Source organism: Pseudomonas serbica, from assembly GCF_028823535.1.
Lineage (GTDB): Bacteria > Pseudomonadota > Gammaproteobacteria > Pseudomonadales > Pseudomonadaceae > Aquipseudomonas > Aquipseudomonas serbica.
In genome coordinates this window covers 39,623-55,401 of the sequence record NZ_JAQIYM010000008.1, presented here as the reverse complement: position 1 = coordinate 55,401, position 15,779 = coordinate 39,623, and the positions used below count along the sequence as shown (strand labels likewise).

The window sequence follows — 15,779 nt, the reverse complement described above, 5'->3', positions numbered from 1 at the left end:
AGAAAAGCGCAAGTGCGCCGTGACAGTGTTTGCCGGATATTCGGGCCACAACAAAACTGTCACAGGAAAAACCGATGACTACCCTGCAAGCGCCCCCCCTCCGCTGCGCCGCGACGCCCACCGCGATCGGTTCCAGGAAAGCCACTGTCGCCTGCGCGCTAGGCAACGCCCTGGAAATGTATGACTTCACGATCTACAGCTTCTTCGCGGTGGTGATCGCGAAAAACTTCTTCCCCGCACAATCGGCCATGGCTTCGCTACTGATGTCCCTGGCTACCTTTGGCGTCGGTTTCCTCATGCGCCCGGTGGGCGCCGTGGTGATCGGACGCTTTGCCGACCGCCGGGGTCGCAAGGCCGCGTTGAGCCTGACGATCAGCCTGATGACCTGCGGCACCGCACTGATCGCCTTCGCACCGTCCTATCAGGACATAGGCTTGTTCGGCACCTTGTTGCTGGTGGCTGGCCGCCTCACCCAGGGCTTTTCCGCCGGCGGGGAAATAGGCACCGCGTCGGTGTACCTGATGGAGTCCAGCGCCACGGCAAATCGCTGCCGCAATGTGAGTTGGCAGGCCGCCAGCCAAGGCTACGCGGCCATGGTCGGGGCCGGTCTCGGTTTGCTGCTCAACAATGCGTTGAGTGTCGAGGACCTTGAAAGCTGGGGCTGGCGCATCCCCTTCATGCTCGGGCTGCTGATCGGACCGCTGGGCTGGTACATCCGTCGCTGCCTGCCGGAAACCCACGAAGCCGAACCGAGCAAACGCGACGGTCGGTTGCGCGATCACATCGACCTGCGTCACACCCTGCTGGCGATCGGCCTGATGGCCAGCGCCACCATCGGCATCTACCTGTTCATTTTCTATATGCCCGCCTACCTGACGGTCACCCTGGGTTACCCGCAGCGCAGCGCCTTGGCCATCGCCTGCGTGGCCAGTGCCTGCCTGGCGATCATCACGCCCCTGGCCGGGCGCTTTGCCGACCGCCACGGCCTGCGCAAGAAACTGCTGGCCTGGACCATCACCCTGCCCGTGCTGATGGCGTGGCCTGCCTTCTACCTGCTCGGTTTGAGCACCAATTTGTGGGTGGCGATGTTCGTCATCGCCATGCTGGTGCTGCCTGGCTGTATCGGTTCGGGTGCCTTCTTCGCCCTGATCATGGAAGCCTTTCCAAAAAATCGCCGGGCGCTGGGTACCGCCGTCAGCTACAGCTTCGGCGTCACCCTGTTCGGCGGCTTCTCCCCGTTGATCGCCACCTGGCTCACGGCGGTCCTGGATAACCCCCAGGCGCCGGCCCTGTACCTGCTCGCCGGCGGCGCCATTAGCCTGGCGTGCCTGGCGGTATTCCCCGAAAACCCTGGTCGGGAGTGACCTGATGAATGCATTTAGCCCAACCCAAAGCCCTAGCCAAACCCCGGCCGAACTGGACCTGGAAGCTTTTATCCAGCTGCGTCGGGACATCCACCAAAACCCTGAACTAGGCGCGCACACCCCGCTGACCGCCGAACTGGTGGCCAGCAAACTCGAAGAATGGGGCTACGAAGTGCATCGCGGTATCGGGGGTCATGGCGTAGTCGGCGTACTGCGCCGAGGCAGCGGCACGCGTCGCCTGGGCCTGCGCGCCGACATGGATGCCCTGCCGATGCAGGAGAACAACCGCTTCGCCCATGCTAGCCGGATCGATGGCCGCATGCACGCCTGCGGCCACGACGGCCATACCGCCATCCTGCTGGCTGCCGCCTGGCGAATCGCCCGGTCGCCCGACTTCAATGGCACCCTCAACCTGATTTTCCAACCGGACGAGGAAGGCCTGGGCGGCGCCAAGGCCATGATGGACGACGGTCTGTTCACACGTTTTCCGTGTGACGCGATCTTTGCCTTGCACAACTTGCCGGGAATACCGCTGGGCACCGCTGTGGTCCAGGCCGGTCCTACCATGGCCTCTTCGGAATGCGTGCGCGTGCTGATCAAGGGTCGCGGCGGCCATGGCGCGATGCCCGAGCGTTCGGTCGATCCGGTACCGGTGCTGGCGAGCCTGATCAGCGCGATCCAGACCGTGAAGTCGCGCAATCTGTGCGTTGATGAACACGCCGTGATCAGCATCGGCATGGTCGAGGCCGGCACTGTCTACAACATCATTCCCGACACGGCCTCGATGCTGATCAGCGTGCGCACCGACACCGCGCAGACCGAAGGCAAGATCAACCAGCGCCTGGCAGAAATCGCCCAAGGCCATGAATTCACGTTCGGCGTCAAGATCGAACTTGAAACCACGCAACTGGCGCCAGCGCTGGTCAATACGGCGACGGAAACGGAGTTGCTTCGCCAGAGCCTGACGCCGCTGTTCGAGCCCGGCCACCTGTTGCCGCACGCGGCGAAGATCATGGCGACCGAAGATTTCGCCTGGATGCTCACCGAAGTGCCCGGCTGCTATTTCTTCCTGGGCAACGGCGAAGGCGAGTTTCATGGCTGCTCCGTGCATAACCCCCACTACGACTTCAATGACGAGCTGATTCGCATCGGCTCCGACTGCTGGCTGAAACTGGTGAAGGACTATCTCCCTAGCCGCTAACCCGACCACCCGATAACTGAACGATCACCCTCAGGCCAGCTGCGGCCTGAGGGGCACGTCGGGCCACGCCCTGCCCGCGCAAAAAACTTCATAACGATGACTCGGCGACTTACTTCTTATCTGCCCTAAAAACAACAACAGGCAAGGTCTATGTATCGCACAGGTAATTTGGCGTTATTCACCGTCGGCTCGCTGGCGGCTGCAGTTTCTTCTTCCCAGGTTCATGCCCAGGAACAGGGTTTTCTGCAAGACAGCTCACTGACGCTCAATACCCGTCAGTGGTACTCACACGAAGTGGGCCACAAGGACACTTTTTTCAGGCTGCAAACACCCGACGGGGTCCGCAAGCTGCGTGACCGTACCGCCTGGCTGCAAGGCATCAGGCTCGACTTCGTCTCCGGTTTTACCCAAGGGCCGGTGAAGTTTGGCCTGGATCTGTCAACCTTCTCGGCCGTGGCGCTGGAACGTAGCCGCGAAGCTGCGGCAGGCGGCAGTAACCGATTGCTGGTGAACCAGGACGGCGATGTGGTGGATGACTGGAGCAAACTCGGCATCGCGGCGCTGAAGTTCAAGGTCGCCGACACACTGCTCAAGGTGGGCCGGCAGCAAGTCAGGACCCCGATGATGTCCTATACCGATACCCGTACCTTGCCTTCATCGTTCAATGGGGTGTCCCTGGAAAGTCATGACATCGAAGGCTTGACGATCAAGTCTGGCTATTTCGACAAGGGTTCGCCGCGCACTGGAGCCGGAAGCCAGGACTTGACGCCCACTTATGGATCGCCCCTGGTCACCAGTGACTTCAACGCTTACGCCGGCGCCGATTATGTGTCGAGCGCTGGCTGGCGCAGCAGCGCCTATGTCTCTCGCTTCGACGATATCTGGGATCGTGAATACCTGGGCCTGGGCAGGAAAACCAACTGGGGACCGGTCACGGTCGACGTACAACTGGATGCCTACAACACCCGCTCCAGTGGTCGCGAAACCGGCGGAAAAATCGACCAGCAGGCCTATGGCCTGAGTATCACGCCGCAATGGCGCAACCACTCGCTGAAGATCGGCCTGCAGAAAATCAAGGGTGACGAATATTTCGATTATCCCTTCGAGTCCAATGCCATCAGCCTGCCCAATATCATGATGTCTTTCTTCAACGGTCCCAATGAGCACTCGGTCGGGGTGTTCTACAGCAACGACCTGGTCGCTTACGGGCTACCGGGCCTGAAGACTACGCTCTGGTACATCAAGGGCATGGGCATCGACGGCAGTCATTACGACGGTGGCCCGAACGGCATCTACGATTCGGTACTCAAGCAGCAGGGGGAAAACCACTATGAAGTGGGCGTCAATGCCAGCTACACCGTGCAATCGGGCACCTTCAGGAACATCAATCTGATCACCAGTTATTCCACGCACCGTGCCAGTGACTATCAGCTGGAAGGCAATGAGGACGAGCTCAGGCTGATCGTCAACGTACCGATCAAGGTGTTCTAGCCACACAGCGGCAGGTCGGCCCGATGAGACGGTGAAACAGCCGCAAGGTGCACAACTGGCCTTGCGGTTTTCTCGACGGGTTCAAACTCAACCAACAAGACCTGGACGAGCCAGTTGCATGAAGTTTGTTTTTCTCATGGATCCTCACGGGGTAATCGCCACCTTCATGACCCCATCCCTTTGATGAGCAAACAACTCATACGCCGCTTCGATGTCATCAAGCTTGTACCGATGAGTCACCAGCGGCGACAGATCCACCCCGCCACTTTCCACCACCGCCATCAAGCGGCGCATGCGTTCCTTGCCGCCGGGGCACAAGGTCGTGATGATGCTGTAGTCGCCCAGGCCGGCAGCGAAAGCGTCCAGAGGAATGCGCAGATCGCTGGAGTAAACCCCCAGGCTGGAAAGCCGACCACCCGGACGCAAAACCCGCAGTGCCGATTCAAACGTACCCTGAGTGCCCAACGCCTCGATGGACACATCGACACCACGCCCATCGGTCAGGGCCATGATCTGTTCAACCACATCGCCGTCCTTGCAATTGACTACATGGGTTGCGCCCAGTTGTTTGGCGACGGTCATGCGTTCGGCGACTGCATCGACGCCGATAATCGTGGTCGCGCCTTTGAGGCGTGCACCCGCCACCGCACAGAGCCCGATCGGCCCCAGGGCGAACACCGCGACGCTATCGCCGATTTCCACCCCGCCTCGCTCGGCCCCGGAAAAGCCAGTGGACATGATGTCCGGGCACATCAGCACCTGTTCGTCGCTGAGGCCGTCCGGTATCGGGCACAGGTTGGCCAGCGCATCCGGCACCACTACGTATTCAGCCTGGCAACCATCGATGATATTGCCGAACTTCCAGCCACCGGTGGCCCGAAAGCCGTGCCGGGTGTCCGGGCCATCCTGTGAACCGCAGCCGCACAGGCAGGCATAACTCTGTCCACTGGGAGTTATCGCACCCGCGATCACCCGCTGGCCTTCGGTAAAACCGCGCACCTGCGAACCCAGTCGCTCGATGATGCCGACAGGCTCGTGCCCCACTGTCAGGCCCTTGGCGACTGGGTATTCGCCGCGCAGGATATGCACGTCGGTGCCGCAGATCGTGGTGGTGGTGATGCGAACCAGGGCATCGAGCGGCCCGACTTCAGGGATGGGTTTGTCGTCGAGCACAATCCGGTTTTTCTCGACGAATACTGCGGCTTTCATGGTGGCCATGGCGATCGCTCCTGATCAGTGCTGCGATTGAGTTCAGCACGTAATCGGGATGCTGACGGATTGCCGGATCAAAGGTTGATGGCCGCGTGTATCCCTGTAAGAGCTGCCTCGTTGCATTCGACAGCCCTTGAAGGGGATGCGCAGAGGGATCAGAACCGCTCTGCAATACATCAATAATTCCAGATGTCAGCCTCAACACATATGAATTTTCTTTGATGTTTCGCCCCTTTAAGCTTCTTCCCACTCCTTTCCCGAAGGAGCTCGTTTCGTCGGTACGCCTGATCAAACAAGGCGATCCTAAAAATAAATGTGTCTGCCGACTCAAGGAATTCCTATGTCATCTACACGGCAAAGCGCCGATGAACACCTGCTGCACAGCCAGGGTTATGCCCAGGAGCTGCATCGCGGGCTGTCCCTGTGGTCATCATTTTCAGTAGGTTTCGCCACGGTTTCGCCCGTGGTCGGTATCTATTCGGTCATGTCGCTGGGTGCCATGAGTGTCGGGCCCTCATGGGTCTGGATCGTGCCGCTGTGCCTGGCGCTGCAGCTGCTGGTGGCGCTGGTCTATGCCGAGCTGGCCTCGCAGTACCCGCTTGCCGGCGGTTGCTACCAATGGGTCAAGCGCCTGGCGGGCGATCGTTGGGCATGGTTCACCGGTTTCATGTACCTGGCCTCTGCGCTGGCCTCGTTAACCACCGTGGCCTATTTGGGCGGATTCTGGCTGTGGCTGTTTTTCACAGGCTTACCGCCCACCGCCAACGCCCAGGTGTTCAGTGGTGCAGTGCTGTTGCTGCTGGGTCTTGGGGTGAATCTGTTCGGGATCAACCCGCTCAAGTATTTCGTCAATGCCGGCATCATCGCCGAGGCGATTGCCTCCATCGGCATCGGCGTATTGCTGCTGTTGTTCTTCCGCAACCATTCGCTGTCGCTGGTGTTTGAAGGCCTGACGTCTACACAGGGCTCCGACGGTTCCTACCTGTCGGGCTTCCTGACGGCCATGGCCGTGGGGGGTTGGGCGTTCCTTGGTTTTGACGCCTGCTCGCAAGTGTCTGAGGAGACCGCTGACGCCCGCACTTCGACCCCACGGGCCATCCTGCGCTCGATGATTCTGGTCGGACTGACCGTGATGCTGACGGCGTTCGCCGTCACCCTGTCCTACACCGACACCGCGGCGATGGTGTCCGGCCAGGTCGTCGACCCGGTCACCCCTGCTGTCGTCGATGCCTTTGGCGCCTGGTCGGAACGGCCGTTCGTGGGCATCGTGCTGGTCGCGTTCATTGCCTGTGTCGTCTCTGTGCAGACCTACATCGGCCGCGCCGTGTTCGGCATGGCTCGGGATTCGATCCTGCCCGCATCCAGGCTGTTGCGCCGCGTGGACAAGCGCAAAGTGCCGTTTGCCGCCATGGTGTTCAGCACGCTGTTTGCCAGCTTCGGCCTGGCCCTGGGCTTGAACGCAACGGCGGTCGGCACCCTGATCGCGTTTGGCAGCGGCGGTTTCTTCGTGGTGTTCCTGATCGTGGTGACCTGCGCCCTGCTCGCTCGCCTGAGCGGTAAATGGAAAGCCGAGCCTGGTGTGTTCAGCCTCGGCCGCTGGGGCGTGCCGATCAACCTCGCCGCGTTTTTCTGGCTGGTGTTCGAAAGCATCAACGTGGCCTGGCCCCGGGAATCCCTCGCACCAGCCGGTGCACCCTGGTTCCAGGTCTGGGCGGTGATCCTGGTGTTCTCGATCCTGGCGGTACTGGGCCTGATCTACATGGTCTGCGCCAAACCCTATCTACGCACCGTCAGCCCGCACCTGCACGCTCAATAACGCCTTTGTCTTGCCGAGCAAGGCGCCTCCCCTGCGCCTTGCCGATCTGGAGTTTCTGATGTCCCTTCACTATTGGAATTACCCCACGGATATTTTCTGCGGACCGAGTGCGCTCCAAGCATTGGCAGAGCGCTGCACCTTGCTGGGCATGCGCCGTCCCTTGCTGGTCACCGACCCTGGCATGTTGTCCCTGGAACCATTGGCGCTGCTCAAGGCTCACCTGACCGAGGCCGACATAACGTTCAGCGTGTTCAGCGAAGTGGCCAGCAACCCGAGCATGGCGAACGTGGCCCAAGGCGTTGCGGCGTTCAAGGCCGGCAAGCATGATTCACTGATCGCCCTGGGCGGCGGCAGCGCGATGGATGCCGCCAAAGGCATCAGCCTGGCGACCGTCGATGCGCAAGGCTTGCAGCGGTTCGAATGGTCCCGGGTCATCGCCCACTACCCTACCCTGGCGGACTTTCCGCGCCTGGGGCTGCCCCCTTTGATTGCGTTGCCGACCACGGCTGGCACCGGGTCGGAACTGGGCCGCGAAGCCGTGTTGACCCAAAGCGAAGAGAACATCAAGCGGGTGATCAGCCACCCGGAACTGCTCCCGTCCACCGTGATCCTCGACCCGCTGCTGACCCGAGGTCTGCCGCCGACCCTGACGGCGGCAACGGGAATGGACGCCCTGACCCATCACATTGAAGCCTTTTGCTCGCCCCTGTATCACCCGATGTCGTCGGGCGTTGCCGTGGAGGGCATTCGCCTGATCCAGCAGCATTTGATCAATGCCCATGCCAATGGCCAGGACATGGTCGCGCGCGAAGGCATGCTCGTCGCTTCCGCCATGGCCGCCGTGGCCTTTCAGAAAGGCCTGGGCGGTGTGCACGCGCTCGCCCATCCACTGGGCGCCCGCTATCACAAGCACCACGGCTTGCTGAACGCGATCCTCCTGCCCTATGTATTGATGGCCAACCGGGAAAGTATTGCCCCGGACATCGCGCGCCTGGCGCGCTATCTGGAGTTGCCACAAGCGGATTTCGAAGGCTTTCTCGATTGGGTGCTGGATCTGCGCAAACGCCTCGGCATTCCTCACTCACTGGGTGAAATCGGTCTTGATGCCGACGCAGCGACCTGGGTGGGAGAACAGGCGCTGGCGGACATTTCTTCATCGGACACCAATGCCTGCGTCCTCAGCGCTGACGATTACAGCCAGATTTTTCGCAACGCTGTCCAGGGCGTGCTTCAGGGAGTACGGCCATGACCGCCGCGCATTACATCGACGGTCGCTGGGTAGCCGGTGAAGGCGTCGACTGCATCACCGTCTTTGACCCGGCCTTGGGCCAACCCTTTGCCGAGCTCACCGCAGCCAGTGCCCGGCAAGTCGATCAAGCCATTGCCGCCGCGCGCCTGGCACTCCCCGGCTGGCGCAACCTCAGTGGGTCGCAACGCGCAGCTTATTTGACTGGTTTCGCCCAACAGATTGAAATGCGCCGCGAAGCACTGATCGCGCTGCAGATGCAGAACAACGGCAAACCCCGCCATGAAGCCGTGGTGGACATCGACGATGCCGTCGCCACGTTTCGCTATTACGCCGGCCTGGCGGAAGGACTGGACGCCCGGCAGGACCGGGACGTACCGCTGGCCGTAGCGGGCTTCAATGCCCACACGCGCCTTGAACCGGTGGGCGTGGTCGGCTTGATCGTGCCGTGGAACTTCCCCTTGGTCACCAGTGCCTGGAAGCTCGCGCCGGCGCTGGCCGCCGGTTGCACCGTGGTGCTCAAGCCGTCGGACATCACGCCATTGATCGAGCAGACCTACGGCCAAATCGCCGATGCGCTGGGCCTGCCCCCGGGCGTGCTGAACATCGTCGGCGGTAAAGCCGAAGTCGGTGCAGCGCTGAGCAACCATGCGGGCATCGACAAGCTGTCGTTCACCGGCAGCAACGCCGTCGGCAGTCAGGTCATGCGCAGCTCGGCTGCCCATTGCCGGCCGGTTACCCTGGAACTGGGCGGCAAGTCCGCCATTCTCGTGTTCGACGATAGCGACCTTGATCAGGCCGTTGAATGGATCGTCGCCGGTATCTGCTGGAATGCCGGGCAAATGTGCTCGGCGACCTCGCGTCTGCTCGTCCAGGACAGCATCGCCGATGCGTTGATGCTGCGTCTGAAGAGCGCATTCGAAACACTGCGGGTCGGCAATCCGCTGAACGGCGAAGTCGATATGGGCCCGCTCACCAGTCAGGCGCAATGGTCCAAAGTCTCGGAATATTTCGCCATCGCCCGCAGCGAAGGCTTGCATTGCCTGACCGGTGGCGACGTGCAGCGTGACCCGGGCTGGTTCGTCAACCGCGGACGTGCCGGTGGCCAGCCGCTTGTGGAGCGAAGAGATTTTCGGCCCGGTGTTGTGTACCCGTCGTTTTTCAACGGAGCAAGAGGCGCTGGCATTGGCCAACGACAGCCGCTTTGGCCTGGTGGCTACCGTCATCAGCGCCGATCTGGTCCGCGCTGAACGGGTCGCCCAGGCCCTGGAGGTCGGCCACGTCTGGATCAACTCGATTCAGGCGGTGTTCGTCGAGACGTCCTGGGGCGGCACCAAGGGCAGCGGCATCGGCCGCGAGCTGGGGCCATGGGGCCTGGCGGCCTATCAGTCAGTCAAGCACATTACCCGTTGCCTTGGCTGACAGGCTGCAGGTTGTGCTCGGCCAGCAAGTCTTCGATGAAGGCACGCACGGCTTCGCTTTGCGGGTGCCCGACGTGGGTGATCATGCTGTGTTGGACCTCGTAGCGCAGCGTCGCCGGATGCAACGCGCGCATTTGTCCGCTCGCCAGCCAGGGCCGGGCGTAATGGGCCGGCAGATACCCCAGGTGTGTCCCGGCCAGTACGCCATGGGCCACCGCTTCCATATGATGGGCGGTGGCTGAAGCGCGCTCGGGTGTCACCGGCAGGACCTGGTCGGCCGGCAGGAAACCATGCCTGATCCAGTCACTGGCCTGCAGTTGTTCGACAGTGGGCACGTTGACGGAGAACAACGGGTGCTTGTGCCCGCAGAAAATACCGATCTCCTCCTTGTACAACGGCTGGTAGGCCAGCGTCGGTAATGGCCGGCTGAAATACGAAATCGCCAGGTCCAGTTGCCCATCGATGACCGCCAACTCCAACTCCGTGGGCGAGTTGACGAAGATGTGCACGTGCATGTCATGGTCGCGCTGATAAAAACGGCTGATCGCCGCATCGATCCGGGCTGTTGGCAACGTCGCGATGTTATCGGCCAGACCGAGGTACAGATCACCTACCAGGCGCCCGGCCAGATCCTGTGCCTCGTCGCGAAATGCATCCACGGCACCGAACAACGCCGACGAAGCCTTGAGGATTCGCTGACCTTTTTCGGTCAAGCGAAAACCGCCCTTGCCGCGCTCGCAGATGCGATAACCGAGGCGTTTTTCCAGGCTTGAAATATGCGTGCTGATATTGGACTGGCTCATGTTCAACTCGGCCTGCGCAGCCGTAAAGCCACCGCACTTCACGACAATGGAGAAAATGCGCAACAGGCGCAGATCCATGTCCGTCACACTTCTCAGCACAGTTGATCTCGCTACCCGTTGAATGGGCGCCCTTTGTGAGGCGCGATTTGAACACTGCCATTCAACGATCGGGGCCTGTTGCACGTCAATGAAAGTTTGCGCAAAGCCCGAAAGCGAGCCTCGAATCCCTCTCAGCGGTCATGCCAGCAAAGCATCTCCTGCGCGGGTGCTCGTGTTGTGTAGAAATCATTGGCTGGCGATTCGTGGTCGGCATACCCGAAGGAAACACCACAGACCACGAGCCGATCCTCACCGATTGCAAAATGTCGGCGCACAAACCCGGAGTAGCTGGCCAGCGCGGCCTGGGCAATGATCCCCAGGCCAAGTGCCTCGGCTGCCAGCAGCAAGTTGGCCAGGTAGCCGCCACAGTCGATTGCGCCGTATGTGCCTAGCGCACGATCACTGGTAATGATCGCGACATGCGGTGCGTCGAACAGGGAAAAATTGCGCAGGGTCTGTTGCTGGCTGGCGACCCGGTCTCCCGGGGCGATGCCGATGCTTTCGTACAGTTGTCGTGCGCATTCGCGTCGACGCTGCTGATACACGCCCTGGTATTCACCGGGGAAAGGCAAGTCTGGCGCCGGCGAGCCCGTCTGCAGCTCATTGAGGTAGGCGGCGCGGAAGCGCTCGGTGGCGGCGCCCCGGGTGACGATGACCTGCCATGGCTGCGTGTTGCACCAGGACGCAGTGCGTTGCGCCAGGGCGAACAGGCGCGTGATCAGTGCGGGGTCGACGGGTTGTGGAAGAAATGCGCGGCAGCTGCGGCGGCGCTGCAGCAAATGCTCGAGCGTTTGCACCTCGGTCGGGTTCATGAGCCTGTCTCCATTGCGCCCCGATAGCCCGCAAGGGGATCAGGTTAGTTTGCAGCTTAACCAGAGAACGGCCTGCATGTACCTCCCTTGAATGGGGGGGGGCAACGTCCGGGTTGACCCCACCCCTGGCTCCTCAATCCGCTTGCACAGTCACTTGCCGCTGCTCGCCCAACCCCGCGATGCCCAGGCGCACCGTCTGCCCCGCACGCAGGAAGACCGGCTGGGGCTTGATGCCCAACCCGACGCCCGGTGGCGTGCCCGTGGAAATCACATCGCCCGGTTGCAGGCTCATGCAGCGGCTCAGGTAGGCAATCAGTTGCGGCACGTTGAAGATCAGCGTGCGCGTGTTGCCCTGTTGGTAGCGGTGGCCGTCGACCTCCAGCCACAGGTCCAGCGCATGCGGGTCGGCAATTTCATCGCGGGTGACCAGCCACGGGCCGAGCGGGCCGAACGTATCGAAGCCTTTGCCCTTGTCCCAGGTACCACCGCGCTCCAGTTGCCATTCACGCTCGGAGACATCGTTGATCACGCAGTAGCCGGCGACGTGCTCCATGGCGTTCGCTTCATCGATATAACGCCCGCCCTTGCCGATGACCACGCCGAGCTCCACTTCCCAATCCGTCTTGAGCGAGCCCCGCGGAATCTCGAGGTTGTCGTTCGGCCCGCAGATGGCGCTGGTCCATTTGTTGAAGATGATCGGCTCTTTGGGCACTTCCATGTTCGACTCGGCCGCATGGTCGGCGTAATTCAAGCCGATGCAGATGAACTTCCCGACCTGGCCTACGCAAGCGCCAATGCGCGGCTGCCCGGCAACGATCGGCAGACTGGCAGGATCAATGGCGGCAAGCGCTGCCAGGCTTTCAGGACTCAGGACCTGCCCGGCGATATCCGGCACATGGCCCGAGAGATCGCGGACTTGATTGTCGGCATCGAGCAGGCCGGGTTTTTCCGAACCTTTTTCGCCATAACGCAACAGTTTCATGTGCTTCTCCTGCTTAAACTGAAAGTGCAAACCGGGTCTCAGATGCTCATGCCACCGTCGATGACGTGCACGCCACCAGTGGTGTAGGCGCTCGCATCACTGCCCAGGTACAGGGCCAACTGGGCAATCTCATGGGCGCTGCCGATTCGCCCCATGGGTTGGCGGTCGAGAAATTGCTTGAAGACCTGTGCTTCGTCAACGCCTTGCTGCGCGGCCTGCGCGGCAATGCGCTGGCGCAGCGACGGTGATTCTACTGTGCCGGGGCAAATCGCATTGCAGCGAATGCCCTGGCCAATGAAGTCAGCCGCCACCGCTTTCGTCAGCCCTACCACGGCAGCCTTGCTGGCAGCGTAGGCAAATCGGTTGGGCACGCCCTTGACGCTCGACGCCACCGAAGACATGTTGATGATCGATCCACCGCCACGTTCCAGCATGCCTGGCAGAAAGGCTCGGATCATCCGGTACATGGCCGTGACATTGATGTCCATTGAGCGCGCCCAGGCCGCTTCGTCGCACTCCAGGATATTACCGCTGTGCACATAACCCGCGCAGTTGAACAACACGTCCAGTCCACCGATAAGTTCGCAGGTTTCGCTGATGGCATCGACTGACGTCACGTCGAGAGTCATGGCGGTGATGCCTTCAACACCCGCCAGCCCCTGGATATCGATGTCCGTGGCAAACACCTCGGCACCGGCCTGGGCAAAAGCCATGGCGCTGGCCAGGCCGATACCCTGCCCTGCTGCGGTGATCAGCACTCGTTTGTCCTGCAGGTTCATGCGGCCTCCAGCTTCGCGGTAGCGGTCGCGATTTTCGGGGTTCGGCCGAGCATCGAAGCGGGAATGGCCAGGATCAGCCCGCCGCTGACGAACAGGCACAGCGCCAAGACATAGGTACCGTTGTTGATATTGCCGGTGAGGTTTTCCGCCACGGCCGTGATCATGGAGCCAGTAAAGCCGGACAGATTGCCGATGGCGTTGATCATGCCGATGCCGGCAGCCGCCGCGACACCCGACAGCACGGTCCCCGGCAGGGTCCAGAAAATCGGCATCAGGCTGAGAATCCCGGAAGCCGCGATACTGAGGAAGAACACCGACAGCACCAGGTTGTCGGCAAAGAAGGCGCTGAGGATCAGGCCAACGCCACCGATGAACGCAGGAATCGCAGCGTGCAGGCGGCGCTCGCCGGTGCGGTTGGAGTGGCGGGCGTTGAGCAGCATGGCCACGACGGCCACCGCATAGGGAATGGCGGTCAGGAAGCCAATGTGCAGGCTGTTGGTGATACCGGTGCTCTTGATGATCGAAGGCATCCAGAACGCCAGCCCGTAGAAACCGGTGTTGAAGGTCAGCAGGATCAGGACCAGCAGCCACACCCGCGGATTGAAGAACACTTCGCTCAGGCGCGAGGCCTTGCCCTGGTTATCGGTGTGCAGATTGGCCTTGAGCATGGCTTTCTCCGCCGCGGACAGCCATTTGGCAGAGTCGATGTTGTTGGCCAGGCAGACGATGACGACGAACGCCATGATCACCGACGGAATGCCCTCGATGATCAGCATCCATTGCCAGCCGGACATGCCGTGCACGCCTTGCATGCTGTTCATCAACCAGCCGGACAGGATGCCGCCCAGGGTCAGGCTGATCGGCATGGCCATCAGGAACCCGGACATCACCCGGCTTTGCCGATGGGTTGGAAACCAATAATTGAGATAGAGAATCACGCCGGGGAAGAAGCCGGCTTCACAGATCCCCAGCAAAAAGCGCAGCACGTAGAACATCGTGCTCGATTCGATGTGGAAGAGGCCCGCCAGTGGCACGGTGAATGCCACGGCCATGGAAATCGCGGCCCAGGTCAACATGATACGGGCGATCCAGAAGCGTGCACCGTAGCGATGCAGCAACAGGTTGCTCGGCACTTCAAAGAGGAAGTAGCCCCAGAAGAACATACTGGCGCCCAAGGCATACACCGTATTGCTGAATTGCAACTCGTTGAGCATGTCGAGCTTGGCAAAGCCGATGTTGACCCGGTCCAGGTAGGCGGCCATGTAACACAGGAGCAGGACGGGAAGGATGCGCCAGATGACCTTGCGGTAGGTTCGGTCTTCAAAGTCGAGCTCGCTGGCTTGCGCCTGCGCAGGTAACTGCTCGGAAATCGTTTGCATGAGGTAACCCCTGGGCATGTGGACATGCCTGATTGTTTTTATCGACGGGGTCACTCTACTGTCGCGAATCGATTCATTCCCAATGGCATTTTCGGATTAACCGATAACGGACTGTTATCGAATAAATCCTGCCAATGCTGCGGTTTCACTTCGTCGAAGCCTTGGTCAGCCGGGCGTTGTCCTTCAATATTTCGGCAAACTCCAGGGCTGCCCCCACCAGTAGCTCGCCCTTGCGCGTGAGAATGCCGTAATCCTGTGGCACCAGATGCAACGGCGTATCGAGGATTTTGAGCTGGCCGCTCTCGAGAAGCGGATTGACCATGGCGTTGGGCAGCATTCCGATCATGGGCCCGCGTTGCAGCACCTGCAGGAAGGTCTGCATGGAGATGGTGTCGACGGTGTTTCGCGGCATGCCCACGCCGGCCTCGGCGAACGCCAGTTCCATGCGGCCGCGAATGGGTGTGCCCACCGGGTAGAGAATCCACGGCAAGTCCACCAATTGCTGCAATGAGAGGGGCCCGGCAGCGGCCAGCGGGTGTCGGTCGTTGACCACGATGCAGAACGGTTCGGGCGCCAGTGGCTGGAAATCGTAATGTTGCTGCTGGCTCTGATCGGTGAACCGGGCGATGGCCAGGTCGAGTTTTTTTTCTTCGAGCATTTTCATCAAGTGGTTACTGGTTTGCTCCACCACCTCGATCGACAGCAATGGCCAGCGTTCCTTGATCTGCAAAATGGCCTCGGGCAAGGCCACGGCGGTGGCGGCGAAAATACCGCCGATCCTGAGGTGGCCGTGACCGCCTTCGCGCAGACTGCTGATTTGTTCGACGAACGAGCGCGCGTCATTCAGGGCAATTTGCGCATAGCGCAGCACATGCTCACCCAGCGGAGTGGGTGGCATGCTCCGTGGCAGGCGTTCGAACAAAGCAAAGCCCAGCAGGCTTTCGATTTCCTTGAGCATCTTGCTGAGGGCCGGCTGACTGAGATTCATCTGTTGCGCCGCCAGGTGCATGTTACGTGTGCGCCCCAGCGTGTCGATCAGCTGCAAATGCCTGAATTTGAGCCATCCGCAAAAGTGGGTGAATGAAAGATCCGACATGGGCACACCTCGGGCAGCAATAACCGTGCGTTATCATTTATTGAAATTATCTCATTGGAGTTTATCGGCTGTGCGCCC

12 protein-coding genes and 1 pseudogene are annotated in these 15,779 nt (G+C 60.9%); 6 read left to right on the top strand and 7 right to left on the bottom strand.

The window, feature by feature from the left end:
- Positions 1-74 precede the first annotated feature (74 nt).
- The 3 genes from NQL71_RS14345 to NQL71_RS14335 all read left to right on the top strand — a co-directional run bounded on the left by NQL71_RS14345 (position 75) and on the right by NQL71_RS14335 (position 4,056).
- Positions 75-1,364 carry an MFS transporter gene (locus NQL71_RS14345; protein WP_248686744.1) on the top strand — a complete coding sequence of 430 codons (1,290 nt, stop codon included), beginning with the start codon at positions 75-77 and terminating at the stop codon, positions 1,362-1,364.
- A 4-nt stretch (positions 1,365-1,368) separates the two neighbouring features.
- Entirely contained in the window at positions 1,369-2,565 is a 1,197-nt protein-coding gene (locus tag NQL71_RS14340) for a M20 aminoacylase family protein (protein WP_077183359.1), read from the top strand.
- A 150-nt stretch (positions 2,566-2,715) separates the two neighbouring features.
- Positions 2,716-4,056, top strand: coding sequence for an OprD family outer membrane porin (locus NQL71_RS14335; RefSeq protein WP_274642859.1), 1,341 nt, complete (start codon positions 2,716-2,718; stop codon positions 4,054-4,056).
- Between the two features lie 144 nt (positions 4,057-4,200).
- On the opposite strand, the gene NQL71_RS14330 is transcribed toward NQL71_RS14335, so the two are convergent.
- On the bottom strand, positions 4,201-5,274 hold the full coding sequence (locus NQL71_RS14330) for an NAD(P)-dependent alcohol dehydrogenase (RefSeq protein ID WP_274642858.1): 1,074 nt from the start codon (positions 5,272-5,274) through the stop codon (positions 4,201-4,203).
- 334 nt (positions 5,275-5,608) lie between these two features.
- On the opposite strand from NQL71_RS14330, the gene NQL71_RS14325 reads away from it, so the two are divergent.
- The 3 genes and pseudogenes from NQL71_RS14325 (at position 5,609) to NQL71_RS14315 (ending at position 9,752) form a co-directional block, all read left to right on the top strand.
- Positions 5,609-7,084 (top strand): APC family permease, encoded by a 1,476-nt coding sequence (locus NQL71_RS14325; protein ID WP_046819271.1) that lies wholly within the window; start codon positions 5,609-5,611, stop codon positions 7,082-7,084.
- Positions 7,085-7,139: 55 nt separating this feature from the next.
- Entirely contained in the window at positions 7,140-8,333 is a 1,194-nt protein-coding gene (locus NQL71_RS14320; protein WP_274642986.1) for an iron-containing alcohol dehydrogenase, read from the top strand.
- Positions 8,330-9,752, top strand: a pseudogene (locus NQL71_RS14315) (aldehyde dehydrogenase family protein). Before NQL71_RS14320 ends, NQL71_RS14315 begins: the two are co-directional and overlap by 4 nt.
- Here the strand turns inward: NQL71_RS14315 and NQL71_RS14310 are convergent.
- The 6 genes from NQL71_RS14310 to NQL71_RS14285 all read right to left on the bottom strand — a co-directional run bounded on the left by NQL71_RS14310 (position 9,733) and on the right by NQL71_RS14285 (position 15,701).
- Positions 9,733-10,653, bottom strand: coding sequence for a LysR family transcriptional regulator (locus NQL71_RS14310; protein WP_046819274.1), 921 nt, complete (start codon positions 10,651-10,653; stop codon positions 9,733-9,735). The pseudogene NQL71_RS14315 and the gene NQL71_RS14310 overlap by 20 nt on opposite strands.
- A gap of 131 nt (positions 10,654-10,784) precedes the next feature.
- A complete protein-coding gene (locus tag NQL71_RS14305; RefSeq protein WP_274642857.1) occupies positions 10,785-11,465 on the bottom strand; it encodes a nitroreductase in 681 nt (226 codons plus the stop codon).
- 133 nt (positions 11,466-11,598) lie between these two features.
- Positions 11,599-12,447: an ureidoglycolate lyase gene (locus NQL71_RS14300; RefSeq protein ID WP_166619578.1), complete on the bottom strand. Its 849-nt coding sequence runs from the start codon at positions 12,445-12,447 to the stop codon at positions 11,599-11,601.
- A gap of 38 nt (positions 12,448-12,485) precedes the next feature.
- On the bottom strand, positions 12,486-13,226 hold the full coding sequence (locus NQL71_RS14295; RefSeq protein WP_274642856.1) for an SDR family oxidoreductase: 741 nt from the start codon (positions 13,224-13,226) through the stop codon (positions 12,486-12,488).
- Positions 13,223-14,605, bottom strand: a complete 1,383-nt coding sequence (locus tag NQL71_RS14290) for an MFS transporter (RefSeq protein ID WP_046819278.1) — start codon at positions 14,603-14,605, stop codon at positions 13,223-13,225. The genes NQL71_RS14295 and NQL71_RS14290 overlap by 4 nt, the downstream gene beginning before the upstream one ends.
- 145 nt (positions 14,606-14,750) lie before the next feature.
- Positions 14,751-15,701, bottom strand: a complete 951-nt coding sequence (locus tag NQL71_RS14285; protein ID WP_046819279.1) for a LysR family transcriptional regulator — start codon at positions 15,699-15,701, stop codon at positions 14,751-14,753.
- Positions 15,702-15,779 lie beyond the last annotated feature (78 nt).

What these genes read in the sequence shown, in the direction of transcription:
- NQL71_RS14345 (WP_248686744.1), top strand. Translation starts at nt 75, where the DNA reads ATGACTACCCTGCAAGCGCCCCCCCTCCGCTGCGCCGCGACGCCCACC.
- NQL71_RS14340 (WP_077183359.1), top strand. Translation starts at nt 1,369, where the DNA reads ATGAATGCATTTAGCCCAACCCAAAGCCCTAGCCAAACCCCGGCCGAA.
- NQL71_RS14335 (WP_274642859.1), top strand. Translation starts at nt 2,716, where the DNA reads ATGTATCGCACAGGTAATTTGGCGTTATTCACCGTCGGCTCGCTGGCG.
- NQL71_RS14330 (WP_274642858.1), bottom strand. Translation starts at nt 5,274, where the DNA reads ATGGCCACCATGAAAGCCGCAGTATTCGTCGAGAAAAACCGGATTGTG.
- NQL71_RS14325 (WP_046819271.1), top strand. Translation starts at nt 5,609, where the DNA reads ATGTCATCTACACGGCAAAGCGCCGATGAACACCTGCTGCACAGCCAG.
- NQL71_RS14305 (WP_274642857.1), bottom strand. Translation starts at nt 11,465, where the DNA reads ATGAACCCGACCGAGGTGCAAACGCTCGAGCATTTGCTGCAGCGCCGC.
- NQL71_RS14300 (WP_166619578.1), bottom strand. Translation starts at nt 12,447, where the DNA reads ATGAAACTGTTGCGTTATGGCGAAAAAGGTTCGGAAAAACCCGGCCTG.
- NQL71_RS14295 (WP_274642856.1), bottom strand. Translation starts at nt 13,226, where the DNA reads ATGAACCTGCAGGACAAACGAGTGCTGATCACCGCAGCAGGGCAGGGT.
- NQL71_RS14290 (WP_046819278.1), bottom strand. Translation starts at nt 14,605, where the DNA reads ATGCAAACGATTTCCGAGCAGTTACCTGCGCAGGCGCAAGCCAGCGAG.
- NQL71_RS14285 (WP_046819279.1), bottom strand. Translation starts at nt 15,701, where the DNA reads ATGTCGGATCTTTCATTCACCCACTTTTGCGGATGGCTCAAATTCAGG.